The sequence below is a fragment of the uncultured Gimesia sp. genome (assembly GCF_963972345.1).
Classification (GTDB): Bacteria; Planctomycetota; Planctomycetia; order Planctomycetales; family Planctomycetaceae; genus Gimesia.
In genome coordinates, this window is the sequence record NZ_CAXAVM010000022.1 from 13375 (window position 1) to 29125 (window position 15751).

The window sequence follows — 15751 nt, forward strand, 5'->3', positions numbered from 1 at the left end:
ACAAACAGGATTCTGAAGAATTAATCAGATTCCCCACTGGTCGAATGACTGAGTAGCTGCCTCTCGTTGCATTGGAACTGAGGATTGGATTTCTCATGTCCTGCTTTCACAGAAAGTGCGCGCGCTGAAAAAATAAAAAAATCACAACTTTTTCTGGCCTCAGCAGGCAGCATCTTTCGCAAATATTCAGATTTTGTCGCGAACTGGCGGCATCAATCTTTTCGGAGATTTGAAGCCTGCAGTGAAAAAATCAGACTGCTTTTTTCCCGCTATAATTCCCACGTAACGCACAGCACTTCACCAGTACACAAGGGAGTTTTCAAATGCAGACCACTGAAGTTTCGACAAGAAAAAAACTGACGGAAAAGCAACAGGCGATCTACTCATTTATCAAACAGGAAATCACCCAGCAACGTTTATCGCCGACAGTGCGGGAAATTGGAGAGCAGTTCGGAATACGATCATCAAATGGAGTGATGTGCCATCTGCGCGCCCTGGAACGGAAAGGCTGGATCAAACGTGATCATTATCTGTCGCGGGGGATCACGCTGGTGGCAGAACCGGTCACTCAGATGATCACACTCACTCCAGGTGAAGCCGGCTGTATTGGTGAGATCTATGTCGGTTGTGTGGGAGTGAAAGATCGCAGTGTCACTCTGGAACTGATTGCCCCTGACACCCTGGGAGAAATTCGCAAAGACCTTTGAGCAGTCTGACTTCCGGGAAAGACCGCTGAACGCATTTCGCGATTCCAAACCTGGCTTGAAAACATCTTTATATATGGAGGCTTGACACGTATGGATCATAAGCAGGAATCAAACGAGAAGAATGAGCTCTTACCGTTTAATAGAAACACGAAAACGGGAACGGAGAGTGGGCAATCCGCTTTAGAATTTCCCGAAGCAATAAAAAATGGTTACACCAATCTGCTGACAATTGAAGATGAATACGAGGGCCTGACATCAGGTGAAGCTTCCCATGATGTGGAGCAATGCAACGAACTATTGATGAAGCAGGAACAGCAGATTCAGCAGCTGGTTCGTAAATTGAATCAGGAAAAATCGAAGTTGGAACGTCTGAAAGGCGATCTGGAAGAAGCGGAAGTCTGTCAGGCAATGGCACAATCCTACGAAGCGGCGATCACAGGCTGGCGAGAGATGATTCAGATTTTCGAAGCCCATTATCAGTCGACCCTTCAAAGTCAGCAGGGATTTTCAATAGCCGAACAGGCATGGGACGACCTGAAGCATGTTGAACAACAGGCTATCACCGAACTGGAAAATAAGACCAGATGGGAAGTGATTCATACTCCCTATGGTTCAACAACCGTGCCAAAGCAGGAAGGCCTGCTGCCAGATGAGATTACGGTTGAGGTTCTGGGTGATTATTTACCGGTCTCCCTTCGTACTGAAACCGCACGACTTGCTTTAACGCAGTGTCAACAGGGAACCGCCACTTTTGCCGTGAGCTGTCTCTGATCTTCTCGTCCTGACACATTCGGATTCACATTCATTTTTTTCACAGAGAAAGTACGTACATGACAAACCAGTTTTCACAAACCGATATCAATGAAATAAGCTGCCGCACCATCAGTGGTCAACTTGCTGAATGGGGTATTGATTTTTCTCAGTCACGTGTGGCACAGCTCGCACCCGTTCAAATTCAACAGTTGCAGACCTGGATCAATGCTGGCGTGGAAGCAGACGAAGTATACCAGGCTGAGTTTGCATCACTTCCTGATTTTATGGAAAGTGAATTACTGGAAATGAAGGGAGAACTGGCATCTTTATCACGAGAAGAAATCATAGAACAGGCGCTCAATGCCTGTGAAGCCGAAGTGCCACTCACTGACAATCCCTACCTGTTCGATACAACGGGCTGGCATGTGTGGCGTAAAGCATATTGCTGCTGGTATCACGGTGAGTCACTGGATTTTCTGGAGGAATTGAGTACGCCGGAATCTGACAGTACACACGAAGAGACCGTTTTAACAGTACCACAGCAATTGAAATCATTGATTATCCGCTTCAATCAGGCAGGAGATTCACTGAAGCAACTTCGACTCAAGCTTAAGCAGACCAGACAGGAACGAAATACCAGCCGCAAGCAACTGATGCAGTTTCTCAATCAGCAATATGAATTAACAGAGGAAGAATTCAAAGAGGAAACAGTATCGATCACAGAACCCGAGGCGCCATCCTTAAATGGCCTGCAATGGCAACAGAGTGAACCAGCTAAGCAATCATCCGAGTTAAGTAAACCAGTCAGTATCATTCGTATACCCGTTACGGGCCCGGAAACGAATCGTGTCGAAGTTTATCTGCAACCAACCAGTGAAGGAAACTGGCGCGCAGGACATTTCTGGTCTGTAGAAAGCAGCTGCCAGGCAGGGCGGATTTTACGGGGTCGCTGTCAGCTTGATCAACGACAAGCCACCTTTCTCACGGATTCGGCTGCGTTAATCAATGAAACACTCGTTCTCAGCAGGAAGCTCACCTGCGACTCTGAGATTCATGCACAAATCGTCGATTATTTAAATCTTCTGGAAGAATATCCAGGTCAACTGGATCTATGTTGTGACTGTCATCAGCACTGGCTCAGTGAAGATCTGAACCTGTCAGGAAGTTGCCCCCAGTGCTCAAATGACTGACCTGCAATAGACGGCTTCCAATCAGAACGGAATTCATCAGAGTCTCTCCTTTTGTCTTGCCTTGTCCTCTGAATCCTGCCATAGTTTACGATAGTTTATTAAAGCGATCCCATGCTTTCAGACTATTTCATACAGAGGTGGAGGTTTCCTGTGCAAGATCAACCGGAAAAAGCAGACCAGACTCATTGTTCCATGAATCGCAGACGATTTCTGGCAACTTCTGCATCGGCTGCCGCCGCAATTGGCTTCGGCGCCCCTGCCATAGTCCGGGGAACTAACCTGAATGAAAAGCTCAACATCGCCATCATTGGCTCTGGGGGACGAGGTGGCAGTAATCTCCGTTCGGTCTCTTCTGAGAATATCTCGGTTTTATGTGATGTGAATGAACAGAATTTGTTTCGCGCTGCACAGAGTCATCCCAAAGCAAAACAGTTCAAAGATTTTCGCGAAGTGTACGATCACCCTGATCAGTTTGACGCCGTCGTCGTCAGCACTTGCGAGCACACGCATGCCTTCGCAACACTACCGGCACTGCAGATGAAAAAGCATGTCTATTGCGAAAAACCTCTGACCCACAGTGTCTGGGAAGCACGTGTGATTCGGGAAGCAGCCCGTAAAGCGAATGTCGCCACTCAAATGGGTACCCAGATTCATGCGGGAGACAATTACCGCCGGGTCGTCGAACTGATTCAATCCGGCGCGATTGGACCTGTTCAGGAAGCACATGTCTGGGTTTCGCGGGCGTGGGGCTGGCATCCTTCCGAAGAAGCAGCCCGCGCCGCAAAAGATCTTGTATACTCGGAAAAACGGCCGAGTCATACTGACGAGATTCCAAAAGGACTGGACTGGGATCTCTGGGTAGGTCCTGCTCCGGAACGTCCTTTCAATAATATTTATTTTCCTGGACCCAAATGGTATCGGTGGTGGGACTTTGGCAATGGCACAATGTCCGACCTGGGAAGCCACTGGATTGACTTGCCTTTCTGGGCATTGAAGCTGGATTACCCGCTCACAATCGAAGCGGAAGGACCACCCGTCCAGAAAGAAATCGCACCGGCTTCGATGCAGGCCGTTTATGAATACGGTCAACGTGGAGAGATGCCCCCTGTTAGGGTGGGCTGGTACCAGGGAACAAACAAGCCCCGTATCTGGCAGGAAGGTAAAATTCCGCAATGGGCCAATGGGGTGTTATTCGTCGGTGAAAAAGGCATGCTGCTGTCAGATTACAGTAAACATGTCTTATTACCCGAACAAGAATTCGCAGACTTCAAACGTCCAGAGCCCTTCATTCCAAAATCTCTGGGTCATCATGCGGAATGGATTCATGCCTGCAAAACCGGTGCGCCGACAACCTGCAATTTCGAATACGCAGGTTTGCTTACCGAAGCCAATCATCTGGGTAATGTTGCATATCGCACGGGTAAAAAACTGCACTGGGACTCCCAGGCTATGAAGGCAACCAACGCTCCCGAGTCGGATCAGTATATCCGTCGAGAGTATCGCAAGGGATGGAAACTGGTTTAACATTGAATGTCTATTGCAAAAGTCGGCATCGTGAGTTGGAGAAAGCATCAGATTTCTAATTAAATCTGATAGCCAACCTGAAAAACCCTGTTCTCGTTTTCATCTAGCAAATTGACTACAGTATTATTGCTAACCTGCCCGATACCGCTGTTTTAACTCTTTCATTTCAGTTTTTTTGATTGCCGGTAATAACTCAGAATGGACGATCAAACTTCGAGTCTCTGGCAGCTTCCACTGCATTTGCAATCATTGATTCAGTCTGAACTCAATGAAGGAGAGCAGATCACCTGGGTCGGAACACCGATACCCAGACATTTTAGTATGCGGTCAATCGGTATTGTTTTGTTTGGTATTCCGTGGACAGCTTTTGCACTGTTCTGGATTGCAGGAGCGGCTGGCTTTAAAATTCCTGATTTTCAAAAAGGATTTGATTTCTTTCCACTGTTTGGAATCCCATTCGTCCTGATTGGTTTCGGCATGCTGACTTCACCATTCTGGATGATGAGAAAAGCTCGGAATACTGCCTATGTTTTAACTTCAAATCGAGCAATTATCTTTAACGGGGGTTTTAAAACTGATATCCGATCTTTCGAACCAGAGAGTCTCGGCAAACTGCATCGAAAACAATGGAAAGATGGCTCTGGAGATCTCATCTTTGATAAAGAATTCCGCTTTGAACAGAGCAACACCCGGCAACAGCACGACTTGGGATTTCTGGCAATTCAGAATGTGAAACAAGTTGAAGATCTTGTGAGACAATTGATTGCAGATACAAAATCTGGCTCAACCTGATCAGAACTGAATTGTAGCTCAAACACCAATGTAGTCACGGTTGCTCTAATAAATCGAGTTGATTTTGATCCTTAAATGAAGTGGATTATCATAGCTGATATTTTATTTATAAATTTGTGGCTGAGATTCTTCTCAGCTAACGCTCTCAGGAATGAGCATTAGTGGAATGATGAGCCCTTATCAAAACTGATTCCGCAAACGGTCACTGAAAGTTTGTAACTCCTCGATAACTAAACTCGTTTTACCATAGACTCAAAGTCACCTCAGCCAATTGAGTTCTTTCAATATCACTTCCGCGTCGCAATCACAACCCCGCCTTTGACCTCTGCTGCCTGGTTGTCATCGATCAGTTCCACCCCGGCCATGTTCGACACGTGGACGATGTCCCCCAAGGGCTCAAACAGGCCCCGGTAGTCACTCAGTCGATTATGGTGCACGTCACCCGCCGGCCTGCTGCCGGAAAAATCAGTTTTGATTTGCAGAACGAACAGGCCGCCCGGCTTCAGGAACCGGAAAAACTTGGCTGTCTCGATGCGCGGGTCTACACCCAGCTTCATTTCCCGGTCGAGTTCGTAATGATACCAGGACATTCCACGGGCAAAGATCACATCAAAATATCCATGATCAAAATACAACGGCAGGTCTGAAGCACTGGCAGCGATGAAATGAGCCTGTGAACCCCGCTCCTGGGCTGCCTCGATACCAACGCGGGAAATATCGACTCCATACACATCAAGCCCCTGGTCAGCCAGCAGGGACGAATGCAGGCCCTTTCCACAGCCTACTTCCAGCAGCTTGTCACCAGGTTGCAGATTGAACCGGTCGACCAGGTGTTTTTTCAGCCAGTCCCGTTCCCGCTGCTCATTGTAAACGAAACCGCCTTCGGCATATTTCGCGTCATAAAAGTCTGATTTTCTGCAGTCTACCATTTCATTTCCCTTTGATCTGAATCAATTGATTGTCGTTTCGATGTTTTGCCAGTCCTCCAATGGAATGATCTGGGCCTTGCTTTTGCCGTTCAATGCTTTCGGCAGTCATTCGCTTGATTTCTTCCCTCAGATTGGAACCATGCCCGCTGCTGACCTGGTCATTGGATAATGAGGGATCGTGTAACCGTCTGAGTGCTACGATGTCCTGCATGGCCACCGCTTTGAAACCAGCCTGAATACAACGTTCGTAAAACTCGCTGTCAGCCCCGGCAATCCAGGGAGCCATGCCATTGCAGGCTTCATAAACGGATTTCTTCATCACCATCGTGGAATTCACCACGGTCCCGGATGGTGAAGCAGCATAAACTTTCCCGGAATAGTGGTACGGTTTCCAGGTCAGGGCGCGCCTCATTCGCTCGCTGGGATCGTCGTAGGAAACAAACTGCTCCATGGAACCGCCCACAACGTCAAACCCCTGCTGAATCAACTGAATGCTCTTGTAAAGTCGCATCGGCAGTGACAGGTCATCTGAATCCTGATTTGCGACCAGGTCGCTTTCCAGGTAATCAAACAGCCTGTTGTAGATCACATAAGGCCCCACAGGTCGATCAGTGTTCTGATACCAGCGCACATTTTCCAGCTTCGAGTACTTTTCCCCGATCGGGTCTTCATCCACTCCATCATTCACCAGGTGAATCACCGTCCGGACAAAATTCTGGTTCAGAACTGATTTGATGGAGTCCTCCAGGTATTGATAGTTTGGCTGGCTATACGGGAGAATCACATCACAGGCGAACGTTTCCCGGTGTTTTTGAGGTTCGACTGGCGAATACAGCTTCGGTATCAGCCTCGGTTCTCTGGCTGGCTTCACTTCCTGGGGGGCTGGTTTTACGGGCTGCCTGTCTTCCTTTCGATTCTGGAAATACGCTCTCACATCTGCCTGCATTTCCGGCTTAAATGTCCCCCACTTCCACAGCCCGTTTTTCGGGTCAATCACAATATCGTATTGCGGGTTGAAATGGTGTCGCTTCAGGATCTTTTCGCGCGTGCCGTGTTGCCTGCCTGCCTGGGTTCCGTGGAATAGATGTCGCACTGTGCCAGGTGTGCAGCCTGTTTTCTGATCGACAGGCCAGGAATTGACCAGCGACCAGTCACCGCCGCCGATGATGCAGGTATCAGGAATTCCGCCACTGATTGCATCCCGTCGCGCGGCCCATGCTCCCCCCGGCATTCTCTGACCGTTGCGTGATGCTGACCAGCTGGGGAGCGACCGTTCCACGTTTCCATCCGGATCCAGATACTCAATCCGCTCGAACAGCTGCACAAACTCATGTGTGCCAAGGAGGCTTTTTGTCTGCTCGTACCAGTCGGGGTTCTGAAAGACAAGGTCAGCATCAATCCAGGCAACCGCGTCGACGTCTGCCGGCAGCGACTGGATCCCGATATTGATCAACCGTTCTTTCTGCCACATCAGGTTTTGATTGATACCGCCTCTCAGCTGAATGGCACCGTCAATCTGGAATGTTCCATCAAACGACAGTTCCACAACAGTCACAGGCACACCCAGTGCGGCCTGAAACGCTCTGAAATTATCCAGGCGTGAATCACTGCCAGTGGGGTTGAAGTAGCAGGAGACGACAGTCAGCGATTTGATACCACGGGTCTCAACTGCTTTGACATTGCCCCAGCCTTCGCAGGTTGATCGAGTCTTGACCAGTCGCCGTACCTCATCACCGTGTTTCCGGCAGAGGTAATTACGCTTGAACTCGCAGGCTTCACAGAGTTTCTGTTTTGCTTCGACGGTCAGTGTCATATCTTAACGTGTCTCACATCAATGTAGGGAGGGGCATAATATGCGTTCAGATTCTCAAAGCCTGTGGGATAAAACGGGCCTGAACTGGGCTCGGCTAAATCTTCGTTCCAGTCGTAACCGTCTGGCAGTGTCTCCCGGGTGTACGATGTCACGCCGAACGGAAGAATCGGAAGTGTGGGAACGGATCTGTGCCAGCGTTGGGTTTCACCGGCTGGAATCACGCAATTGAAATCATCGGGAGGATAGTATTGACCTACGATCTGGGCTGCAAATTCCGTAAGAATACCCCAGGGAACATAACTGGCACCGATGGCATAGTTTTTATAGATTTCGTCAAACTCTGCCTCTTCGGGAGTCGTGGTTCCGGCTGCAATCTGCAAAACCTGTAGGTTAATACGCCAGCGTCCCGGCTTGACCAGATCCCCGCTCCCCTCTTCCAGTTCGGCCTGCTCGAAATCCACCACGCACTGATGGAGACGAACAAAGTTATTCCAGTTGTCTGGCCCGTGTGGTGGGGGTCCGAAATTAAACCATTCAAAATCCTGAACCCAGGTTCCATAATCAGCGGGAGTCTGGCCCGTTGTAAATAATGGCGTTGATTCGACGGCAGCAGGCCCCGTGAAATTGCAGGGAGAAGGCTTCGACGTTTCCGGATCAATAAACGGGTGATAACGTCTGACAGTAACCGTGCTGATCGGCTCACCAGCGGGGGCATTCTGCACCATCAGCCCGTCCATGTAATACCACTTTTTATACAGCGGAATATCTATTTCCCACTGCAGACCCGCGTTGACGATCTTTGCCCCGCAGCGATTACAGGGAAATCTCAAGCGCGGGCAGGGCTTTTTCATCAGTGACATGGCGCAATCAGTTTGTCCCATTTCACACCTTATAAATCTGGGGTTCCATCGCCGTTATAATCGCGGCATTGAACAGTGGGGGCAACCAGTCCGATCCCTGGGGCACAGGTCGCCCAGCCGATTGAACCTGCTGCCACGGCGTCATTGATCGCGTCATCATCGCCGTCCCACTTGCCGGCCAGCGGGATCGGAAACAGCACTTCGTCATCAACCCTGCTGTCAGCCCAGTTCGTGTAGTAGGACAGGCATTCAAAATCGGAATCTTCTGGCTTGTCGATGACGAACTGATCGAACACGACACCTGCCAGATCGCCGATGAACTCAATCAGCCAGTGCCCCGGCCAGAGAGAGACAGAGACATTTCCTCTCCCCACGTTCGGCAGGTCCTCAATCAGGGTGGTCAGCGATTCTTCCGAAAGATACTGCTTGAGCAGGGAAAACGGTTCTGTTTCGTGCCCCTCTAACACCAGCTTGATTTCCGCATTGATGGAATCGCCTATAATTTCAATCATCTGCTTGCTGTTGCCGTCCGGATCCCAGTAGAACAGGCTGCACGGAATTTTTATTTCTCCGTCCACCATTCTGTAATAGTCTTGATTCGACCGATTGTCACCGTCGAGGTCATAACTGTCAGGGGGATATGTCCGCAGTGTAAATGTGGAATACGGTTCATGAGTAATGAACCTGACCGGAGTCGGTGCAGCAATCTGATTCGCCGGTGCAACGAACGCGAGGAGATTCTTCGTGCTGTCCTTATTTTCTTTTTTGTCGCCTGTCGTAACTTTATAAATCCCGTGGACATTCCAGCCGAGCAGTTGGTGCTGAATCTTGAACCGGCTCGCCTTGGTCAGATCGTTAGGCAGCTTCAGGTGTCCCGCTGGATCACCGATCAACTGCTGCACTGTGCCAGTGCCGTAAAGCAGCTCCAGGCCGTCGAGGGTTGCGTCTGACAGCCTGCTGTTCTCCGGCCTGACATATCTGCCGTGAATCTTCTCGTTGTCGCTTTCATCGCCCTCGTAACGCACGAATGCGGGAGCGTACTTAATCCGGCCCAGTTGCCCCTTGGTGATCACCTTCGGGCCAGTGAATGCGAAGTTGATGCCGTTGGTGACGTACTTCGGCACTTTACCATCTGCGTCGGCTGGTTCATCCTGCCCTGCTGCAGTGTCGCCGACCGGCAGACGGATCTCAAACACCGGAGTGTCACCATTTAGCGTGCGGACACCGACGATTTCAACCAGCGAGTGACCGGGAATCAACAGGTCTTTATCCTTGCGGCGTTCGTCTTTGTCAACGATTTTGTCATCACCGACATTCAGACAACTGAACCATTCGCCGGGGCTTGGTTTGGCAGAGTTAAACACTACTGATCCTCCGGCTGCTGGGTCTTGTCTACGGTCTGTTCCTGCTGTTTGATCAGCTCTTTCAGAGCAAGGTCACGCTGCCGCTGGTCGAACGGGGGCACAATCGTATTCACTTCGGAATTACGCGAGATGGTGGTGGTCATGCCGTCTGATGTGGTGCGGGTGATGGCGACCTGTTGAATTGCACCGTCCAGCTCCATTTTCTTCAGACCTGCGTATACTCCAGAACCAGAGTCTTCTGAGGTGATTCGCAGGTTCTCCACATCGATCGCGGCGAGGGCCTGGCTTTTCAGGTTCTCTTTTTCTTCGTTGCTGGTGACTTCCTTGACGTAAAACCAGTCGGGGAATTCGTCGTTGTATATCTTCTCCAGCTTATACTCAGTTTTGTAAGTCAGTACGATTTCATTCTTAATCACCGCTTTGGTGTCGGTGCCGCCCGGCAGTTTGCGGGGGTTGTCTTTCAGCCCACCGGGAAGCGGGGCAGGCTTTGTGCGGTACTTGGATTTCAACTCCTCTTTGTGCTCGTAGCGAGCCGGTTCGCCGACCAGGTTCTTCAGCGGGGTGGCGATCAGTGCCCGCAGCTCAGCGGGGTAGGGAACTTCGTGTTCCTCTTTGGATGTCTTCCCGTCTTTGTCTTTGACCTTCTCTTTCTTGAAACGAAACATCGGTTCGTTGAATCGAATGATTCCCAGCTCTGGGATGATCGAGAACTTATCGCCTTCGACGCTATAGATCCGGTCCGCCATGGAGAGCGTATTGCCACCTTTGGTTTCATCGAAGTAGATCCCGGTTACCTCAACCGGTTTACGAATCAGCTTGCCTGAGTAAGTGTCGATGCCCAGTTCAGCGCGGGTGGTGAAGGTCGGCAGGATCTGCTCGAATTCTTCAATCACGTAATCGCCACGTCTGCCGGTGCGGGGATCGATTTTCCACGGTCCGGGGATAACAGGTTTTGTGGCTTTGAACAGTTCTCGCCGGGCTTCGTCATAACTTTCGGCCCGATAGTCGTAATCACGATCTCCACGCCGTTCGCCATTATCAACTGCCTTGGCGAGTGACTCACCATAGTGGTCATAATTTAAACGCAGGTACTCTGATTCACTCTTCCCGCCGGCGGGGTACTTCAACCGATAGCAGCGATAGACGGTCTGGATCGCGAGGCTGTACTGCTCTTTCAGTTTGAGGTACTTGGCTTTGTCAACCGGGGCACCGGAAGTTTTCTCCGCTTCGATCTCTTCCAAGGGGGCTTTAATTTCATCGAACACGCCAGGAGAACAGATCTTCCACCCCTCTTTAGGGCGGTAGCTCAAGTGGTCGATCGGTCGCCATTCGCCGTCAATGTCGAGCCCGACCGCTTCAAGCATCCACATTACTTCGTGCATGGTCAACCCGCCCAGGACCGTCACCGAATCAGGTGTCTCCGGCAGATTCGCTTCAAACCCCCCTGACATCAGGTCCTCAGTGGGAAGCAATGCCCCTTCACCGTACTTGCGGATTCTCACCCGATCATCCCAGCCTAAGCAGATGCGATAGCCCAATGGCGTCACCAACTCGTTCAGGGCCTGTGCCGGGGGAATGCGGTCCCAGTGCACTTCAGGAAAGATCTGATTGCGGTACGGGAGCGACTGTTTCTTTTCGAGGTCGAGCAGGTCACGGGTGTCGTAGTTCTGTTCGCCCATGGCTTCGAGGCACATATCAGCCAGTTGCCGCGGCGTTTTCTTTTTGCGGGGTTCGATTTCGCCGTTCTTTTTGACGTTCCAATGACCGGAGAAGCTGCCAAACTTCCACTTCCAGCGACGATCATAAATCGGGATCGTCCAGTTCTTCGAGGTCGCGGACTGTCTGACAGACGCTCTGTCCGGTCGGCATCCCTGCAGGAGAATCTGTGTGCGACCTGTGCGGGCATCGTTGGTAAATTCGTCGAACTGAAACAGCAGGTAACCATCAGGCTCAATCGGCGTGTAATCCGAGTCGCTGGCATTCAGAGTCTGAGGTGCCATTTCGATCTGACACACGTCGGGAGTGATGCCGTGCGAGCGCGAATAGTTCGCACTGACGATCTGCTTGATGCCCGGATAGAAAACGTATCCGATGCCCTGATCGAAATTGCTCATGATGTGGCCCCGAAGGTCAGTTTGAAGTCCTGTCCCATGTGAATGGTACTGAGGTCACCGCAATTGTTCAGGTCAATCACCGGACTGGCGATACTGCCCGATTCGTCGAAGATCTCTGACTCATCGGTGAACTTGTCAATCACGGTCACGTCTTTGGGCCGTGCGTCCTGATCGAACACCAGCACGCCATCACCCGACAGATTCACGGCTGCAAGAGTGCCTGTCGAGTTGTAATTGAGCAGCCCGGCCAAAATGTTAAGCACCGTATGTGCCCCGGCGTGAATCGTGGTGGTGCCTGCTGTCTGGCGGAATGAGGTCGTGTCGGAATTGATATCCAGCACGCCACCGCTCTTGACAATGTCAGCAACGGCGACACCAGCTCCGAGATATACCGTGGTGTCGTCCAGAGCGTTATCGAAGAACGCCTGCCGTAATGTGGCGACGGTCGCGACCTCTGTCGGATAGTAGGCAATTCCCAGCGAACCCCGGTTGATGTTGATCGTGTTGCTGGCGTGTGTTCCCAGCAGCAGAATCGCAGGGGTGTTGCCGTCCGGGCTGTCTCCCGAGTTGGTGATCAGGGCTGTTGTCTGGACAGATCCCAGGTTGATCTTGATGCGTTCCGAGCCGTCGCCCTGCTTGTCTCCGATGTTAAGCAGGGTGGCACCGATCTTCAGGTACTGGTCGCGGTATTCGAAATATGAAGTATCGCCGTCGGCATTGACGCGGGGCAGTCCGATGGCTCCGGTACTGGATGGCTCCGAAGGTGAAGGTCAACGCATCGTCGCTTTCGGTGTTTGTCAGCACCAGAGATCCCCCAGCCCCGGCGAGGTCCTGTTTAATCAGGTCGAGGTTATCCGTACTCCATGGATGGTTGGTGCCCAGGGTAATGATCCGGTCGAGTAATGGGATATCCACGCGGGTGAGCGTGTTTTCAAAGCGTTCTGTATCCAGCTGGTTTTCAATGACCAGGCTGAACTCGCTGAACTCCCGAGCTTCACCAACGATAGTGAGAACACCATCCTCAAACCGGTATGGGCTTTCTGTGGGAGTCGCCAGAGTTGGGAATGAGCCGGCAGCCCCCTCGGATTCAGTCTCGGCTTCGATATCCAGATCCACCATGACCATCTGCCCGGATGATCCGTTGAAGGTTGCGCGGGCAATCCGGCAGCCTGAATATGAGTAAACCTTCTCATCTCGGTCGATCATCATCACAAACTCGGGCAGAGAGTCCGCAAGAGCAAAGCTGTCTGTGGACTCAGCAGCCCCCAGAATCAATGGCAGGAGCGTGTCGAGGGCCAACTTACTTGCGGGAACTCGAATGGTTCCTGAGCAGCGTTTCTGCCCCAAACGGGTACGCTCGACAATGTGTTCTGTGGTGCCGGTCGTACCACCGGTCTCATCAATCGTCTGCGATTCGACCAGAGACTCAGCGCCTACGATCTCAATCGGGATGCTGCTTGCGTCAAACGGCAATGCACTATCGATTGCCACACGGGTAAATGTTCCGATGCCTAATGTCATGAGTCTATCCTTATTAAATCGCGTCGATAGTGGTGATTAAGTGACCGGACAACATCTCGATTGCCTTGTCTAATGATTCGTCCGGGATGCCGATAAACGGCCTTGCCGGTATGTTGTTTTTACTGTCCTCTTTCGATCCGTCCTGATGCACTCCGGCATAAACGATATTGGTTCCGAATGTCGTCGCATCGTCTGTCACAATCTCAATATGCCCCGGCCCATCCGAGACCACGCTTCGCAGCAGGTCGCCTGTGTCGATCAACGGTCGTGTTCCGGGGTTGTGTCCCGGTGGTCGTGGATTCTTCAACGGAGCCCAGGGAACCCCGTCAGGTGATTCACCGCTGAGGAAGCCTTTCGCCAGATCCCCGGCCAGCTCGTCATTCCACTCGCTGAGAACCTTGGACGCTTTGGGCTGCTCTAATCGGTTGACAACGCCGTTGAGGAATCCACCGAGTTCTTTGGTTGTAAGGGTTTTAGACATCGCGTCTTGTCCTTCACTGTGATGACTTTGAAGCCGGACATCTTCTTCACGTCGGCAGGGCCATATGCTCTGCGGTCAGTGCTGATCTGCTCGGCATACATTTTGACGGCTTCGGATTCTTTACTGGTTTTGAACCGCAAACCCCCGTGGATATTGGTGCTGACCTTCAGGAACTCCGCGTCTTTGGATTCGATTTCAAACTTTTCTTCGGTCATGTTCTCGCTTCCCAACTAACAAACCACAGGGTGATACCTGCGTGATACTCTCCTGCCTCAAACCAGCTTGGATCAACGACCGCACCGGGGGCAACATAACTGTTTACGACTGACGCAACTCCGGTTAAACGGGGAGTGCGGAATGACTTCACAATGGCTTCGTACCATGTGAGGTACTTGTTTCGGTTGGCGACCTGGTCTTCGTCCGAGTCCACCAGGACCACGCTGATCTGATATTCGATCTGGTCTCTGAGGTTGGTACCCTGGGATGGGTTGTGTTTTGGTGTCTTGGGAGCGATTAAAACTGCCGGAAAATCAGCTGCTGCGAAGTTGCGGGTGGTCGGCTCCTTCAGAATGCGGATAGATGCGTCGGCAATATCCGCCAGATCCAGCCCCTCAATCTGGGTTTTCACCGCTGTCAGGATGTCTTCCAGGATGGCTGTCATTTTTCTCTCCGACAGATGCAACGCCAGTGAGTTCTCAGGCGAGTCCGAGTCACCGACTGGACTCTCCACTTCACGCTTGATGAATCGGTGATGGTGTCGTCTACTTCGATCTCTGTCCCGGCCAGTAAGACGTTGGGGATATTCCAGACGATGCCTTCGTGTGCCGATACCGCCAGCCCTTTGGCGATATCATCCCTCGAGATGTCTCGCATCCACGCATGGGAGACAGATACCGTGGTTGTTGTGTTGGCTGCCCCACGTCGGGTCGTCAGGGTTACCGGTTCCGTTCCTGGCATCTTCAGATACAGGTAGTCCAGATCTTGAGTCGTCACCATCAGATCACCACCTTCTTGTAACGAGCCAGAGAGCCTTTGACGCTATCCAGCATTTTGGCTTCGTCGTCGGCACCAGCGAGCGTGTACGAGTAGTCTTCGATGCTCTCCGATTCAACCCGCCCCTGCAGTTTACGAGACGCCAGCATCGACGTAACGAGCTTATTCGCAGCGAATGTGATATCAGCCGGCACAGTTGCCCAACCGGCCACATACACCACTTTGATATTCCCCAGTCCTAAACCGGGTGCGCTCGCCAGCTGACCACGTAAGCGGGAGTAGGGCCTGGGCCATGCTTTACCGATCCGGTACAGAATGCCGCTTTTGCTGACTTCGGTATTGGTGGCATCGTCTTTCCGGAGAACGTAATCGGTTCCCTCAACCAACAGAGAAGAGGCGGGGAAAACATCCGTGCCGTCCCCATAGTAGCCGCCTGAGTCTTCGTTGACTGAGGTAATGGATTGGACGGGCGTCTGATTGAGAACAATGATCTGGTCACCTGAGCCGCTGTAGTACTCTGTGTACGTCGCTTCTTCAATCTCCCGCTTCAGATACCCTTTGATGATCGCTTCGGCCTGAGGGATCAATAAATCAATCACAGCGTCCAGTGAGGTATCACTGACGCCTATGAGAGTTTTGATTGTGGCCTTTGTGGTCAGCGACATTGGAAATTACTACTCCAAATAATTATTTTGAATCAGAGATCAGCA

At 51.3% G+C, this 15751-nt stretch carries 17 protein-coding genes; 5 read left to right on the forward strand and 12 right to left on the reverse strand.

The annotated features are described in order from the left end of the window. The first annotated feature begins 323 nt into the window (after nt 1-323). The 5 genes from AACZ40_RS05795 (at nt 324) to AACZ40_RS05815 (ending at nt 4966) form a co-directional block, all read left to right on the forward strand. Complete coding sequence (locus AACZ40_RS05795) at nt 324-707, forward strand: hypothetical protein (RefSeq protein WP_291167619.1); 384 nt, start codon at nt 324-326, stop codon at nt 705-707. A gap of 90 nt (nt 708-797) precedes the next feature. Continuing rightward, on the forward strand, nt 798-1478 hold the full coding sequence (locus tag AACZ40_RS05800) for a hypothetical protein (RefSeq protein WP_291167616.1): 681 nt from the start codon (nt 798-800) through the stop codon (nt 1476-1478). Between the two features lie 59 nt (nt 1479-1537). Next, complete coding sequence (locus tag AACZ40_RS05805) at nt 1538-2650, forward strand: hypothetical protein (protein ID WP_291167613.1); 1113 nt, start codon at nt 1538-1540, stop codon at nt 2648-2650. A 150-nt stretch (nt 2651-2800) separates the two neighbouring features. Next, complete coding sequence (locus AACZ40_RS05810) at nt 2801-4174, forward strand: Gfo/Idh/MocA family oxidoreductase (RefSeq protein ID WP_291167611.1); 1374 nt, start codon at nt 2801-2803, stop codon at nt 4172-4174. A gap of 198 nt (nt 4175-4372) precedes the next feature. Continuing rightward, on the forward strand, nt 4373-4966 hold the full coding sequence (locus tag AACZ40_RS05815) for a hypothetical protein (RefSeq protein ID WP_291167609.1): 594 nt from the start codon (nt 4373-4375) through the stop codon (nt 4964-4966). Between the two features lie 287 nt (nt 4967-5253). On the opposite strand, the gene AACZ40_RS05820 is transcribed toward AACZ40_RS05815, so the two are convergent. From AACZ40_RS05820 to AACZ40_RS05875, 12 genes are all read right to left on the reverse strand, one after another. Next, nucleotides 5254-5895 (reverse strand): class I SAM-dependent methyltransferase, encoded by a 642-nt coding sequence (locus tag AACZ40_RS05820; protein WP_291167606.1) that lies wholly within the window; start codon nt 5893-5895, stop codon nt 5254-5256. A 1-nt stretch (nt 5896) separates the two neighbouring features. Continuing rightward, a complete protein-coding gene (locus tag AACZ40_RS05825) occupies nt 5897-7708 on the reverse strand; it encodes a glycosyltransferase (protein WP_291167603.1) in 1812 nt (603 codons plus the stop codon). Further along, entirely contained in the window at nt 7705-8589 is an 885-nt protein-coding gene (locus tag AACZ40_RS05830) for a hypothetical protein (protein WP_291167600.1), read from the reverse strand. Before AACZ40_RS05830 ends, AACZ40_RS05825 begins: the two co-directional genes overlap by 4 nt. 8 nt (nt 8590-8597) lie before the next feature. Then, nucleotides 8598-9932 carry a hypothetical protein gene (locus AACZ40_RS05835; RefSeq protein WP_291167598.1) on the reverse strand — a complete coding sequence of 445 codons (1335 nt, stop codon included), beginning with the start codon at nt 9930-9932 and terminating at the stop codon, nt 8598-8600. Beyond that, on the reverse strand, nt 9932-12046 hold the full coding sequence (locus AACZ40_RS05840) for a hypothetical protein (protein ID WP_291167595.1): 2115 nt from the start codon (nt 12044-12046) through the stop codon (nt 9932-9934). The genes AACZ40_RS05835 and AACZ40_RS05840 overlap by 1 nt, the downstream gene beginning before the upstream one ends. Further along, a complete protein-coding gene (locus AACZ40_RS05845; RefSeq protein ID WP_291167592.1) occupies nt 12043-12387 on the reverse strand; it encodes a hypothetical protein in 345 nt (114 codons plus the stop codon). Before AACZ40_RS05845 ends, AACZ40_RS05840 begins: the two co-directional genes overlap by 4 nt. A gap of 307 nt (nt 12388-12694) precedes the next feature. Then, nucleotides 12695-13567: a phage tail tube protein gene (locus AACZ40_RS05850; protein ID WP_291167589.1), complete on the reverse strand. Its 873-nt coding sequence runs from the start codon at nt 13565-13567 to the stop codon at nt 12695-12697. 13 nt (nt 13568-13580) lie between these two features. Then, on the reverse strand, nt 13581-14048 hold the full coding sequence (locus tag AACZ40_RS05855) for a phage virion morphogenesis protein (protein WP_291167588.1): 468 nt from the start codon (nt 14046-14048) through the stop codon (nt 13581-13583). Then, nucleotides 13985-14263 (reverse strand): hypothetical protein, encoded by a 279-nt coding sequence (locus AACZ40_RS05860; RefSeq protein WP_291167585.1) that lies wholly within the window; start codon nt 14261-14263, stop codon nt 13985-13987. Before AACZ40_RS05860 ends, AACZ40_RS05855 begins: the two co-directional genes overlap by 64 nt. After that, on the reverse strand, nt 14260-14709 hold the full coding sequence (locus tag AACZ40_RS05865; protein ID WP_291167583.1) for a hypothetical protein: 450 nt from the start codon (nt 14707-14709) through the stop codon (nt 14260-14262). Before AACZ40_RS05865 ends, AACZ40_RS05860 begins: the two co-directional genes overlap by 4 nt. After that, on the reverse strand, nt 14706-15044 hold the full coding sequence (locus tag AACZ40_RS05870; RefSeq protein WP_291167580.1) for a hypothetical protein: 339 nt from the start codon (nt 15042-15044) through the stop codon (nt 14706-14708). Before AACZ40_RS05870 ends, AACZ40_RS05865 begins: the two co-directional genes overlap by 4 nt. Continuing rightward, nucleotides 15044-15706: a phage head-tail connector protein gene (locus AACZ40_RS05875; protein ID WP_291167578.1), complete on the reverse strand. Its 663-nt coding sequence runs from the start codon at nt 15704-15706 to the stop codon at nt 15044-15046. The genes AACZ40_RS05870 and AACZ40_RS05875 overlap by 1 nt, the downstream gene beginning before the upstream one ends. Nucleotides 15707-15751 lie beyond the last annotated feature (45 nt).

Coding starts and splice junctions, on each gene's coding strand:
- AACZ40_RS05820 (WP_291167606.1), bottom strand. CDS start 5,895: ATGGTAGACTGCAGAAAATCAGACTTTTATGACGCGAAATATGCCGAA.
- AACZ40_RS05805 (WP_291167613.1), top strand. CDS start 1,538: ATGACAAACCAGTTTTCACAAACCGATATCAATGAAATAAGCTGCCGC.
- AACZ40_RS05870 (WP_291167580.1), bottom strand. CDS start 15,044: ATGGTGACGACTCAAGATCTGGACTACCTGTATCTGAAGATGCCAGGA.
- AACZ40_RS05795 (WP_291167619.1), top strand. CDS start 324: ATGCAGACCACTGAAGTTTCGACAAGAAAAAAACTGACGGAAAAGCAA.
- AACZ40_RS05850 (WP_291167589.1), bottom strand. CDS start 13,567: ATGACATTAGGCATCGGAACATTTACCCGTGTGGCAATCGATAGTGCA.
- AACZ40_RS05800 (WP_291167616.1), top strand. CDS start 798: ATGGATCATAAGCAGGAATCAAACGAGAAGAATGAGCTCTTACCGTTT.
- AACZ40_RS05875 (WP_291167578.1), bottom strand. CDS start 15,706: ATGTCGCTGACCACAAAGGCCACAATCAAAACTCTCATAGGCGTCAGT.
- AACZ40_RS05830 (WP_291167600.1), bottom strand. CDS start 8,589: ATGGGACAAACTGATTGCGCCATGTCACTGATGAAAAAGCCCTGCCCG.
- AACZ40_RS05815 (WP_291167609.1), top strand. CDS start 4,373: ATGGACGATCAAACTTCGAGTCTCTGGCAGCTTCCACTGCATTTGCAA.
- AACZ40_RS05825 (WP_291167603.1), bottom strand. CDS start 7,708: ATGACACTGACCGTCGAAGCAAAACAGAAACTCTGTGAAGCCTGCGAG.
- AACZ40_RS05855 (WP_291167588.1), bottom strand. CDS start 14,048: ATGTCTAAAACCCTTACAACCAAAGAACTCGGTGGATTCCTCAACGGC.
- AACZ40_RS05840 (WP_291167595.1), bottom strand. CDS start 12,046: ATGAGCAATTTCGATCAGGGCATCGGATACGTTTTCTATCCGGGCATC.
- AACZ40_RS05860 (WP_291167585.1), bottom strand. CDS start 14,263: ATGACCGAAGAAAAGTTTGAAATCGAATCCAAAGACGCGGAGTTCCTG.
- AACZ40_RS05865 (WP_291167583.1), bottom strand. CDS start 14,709: ATGACAGCCATCCTGGAAGACATCCTGACAGCGGTGAAAACCCAGATT.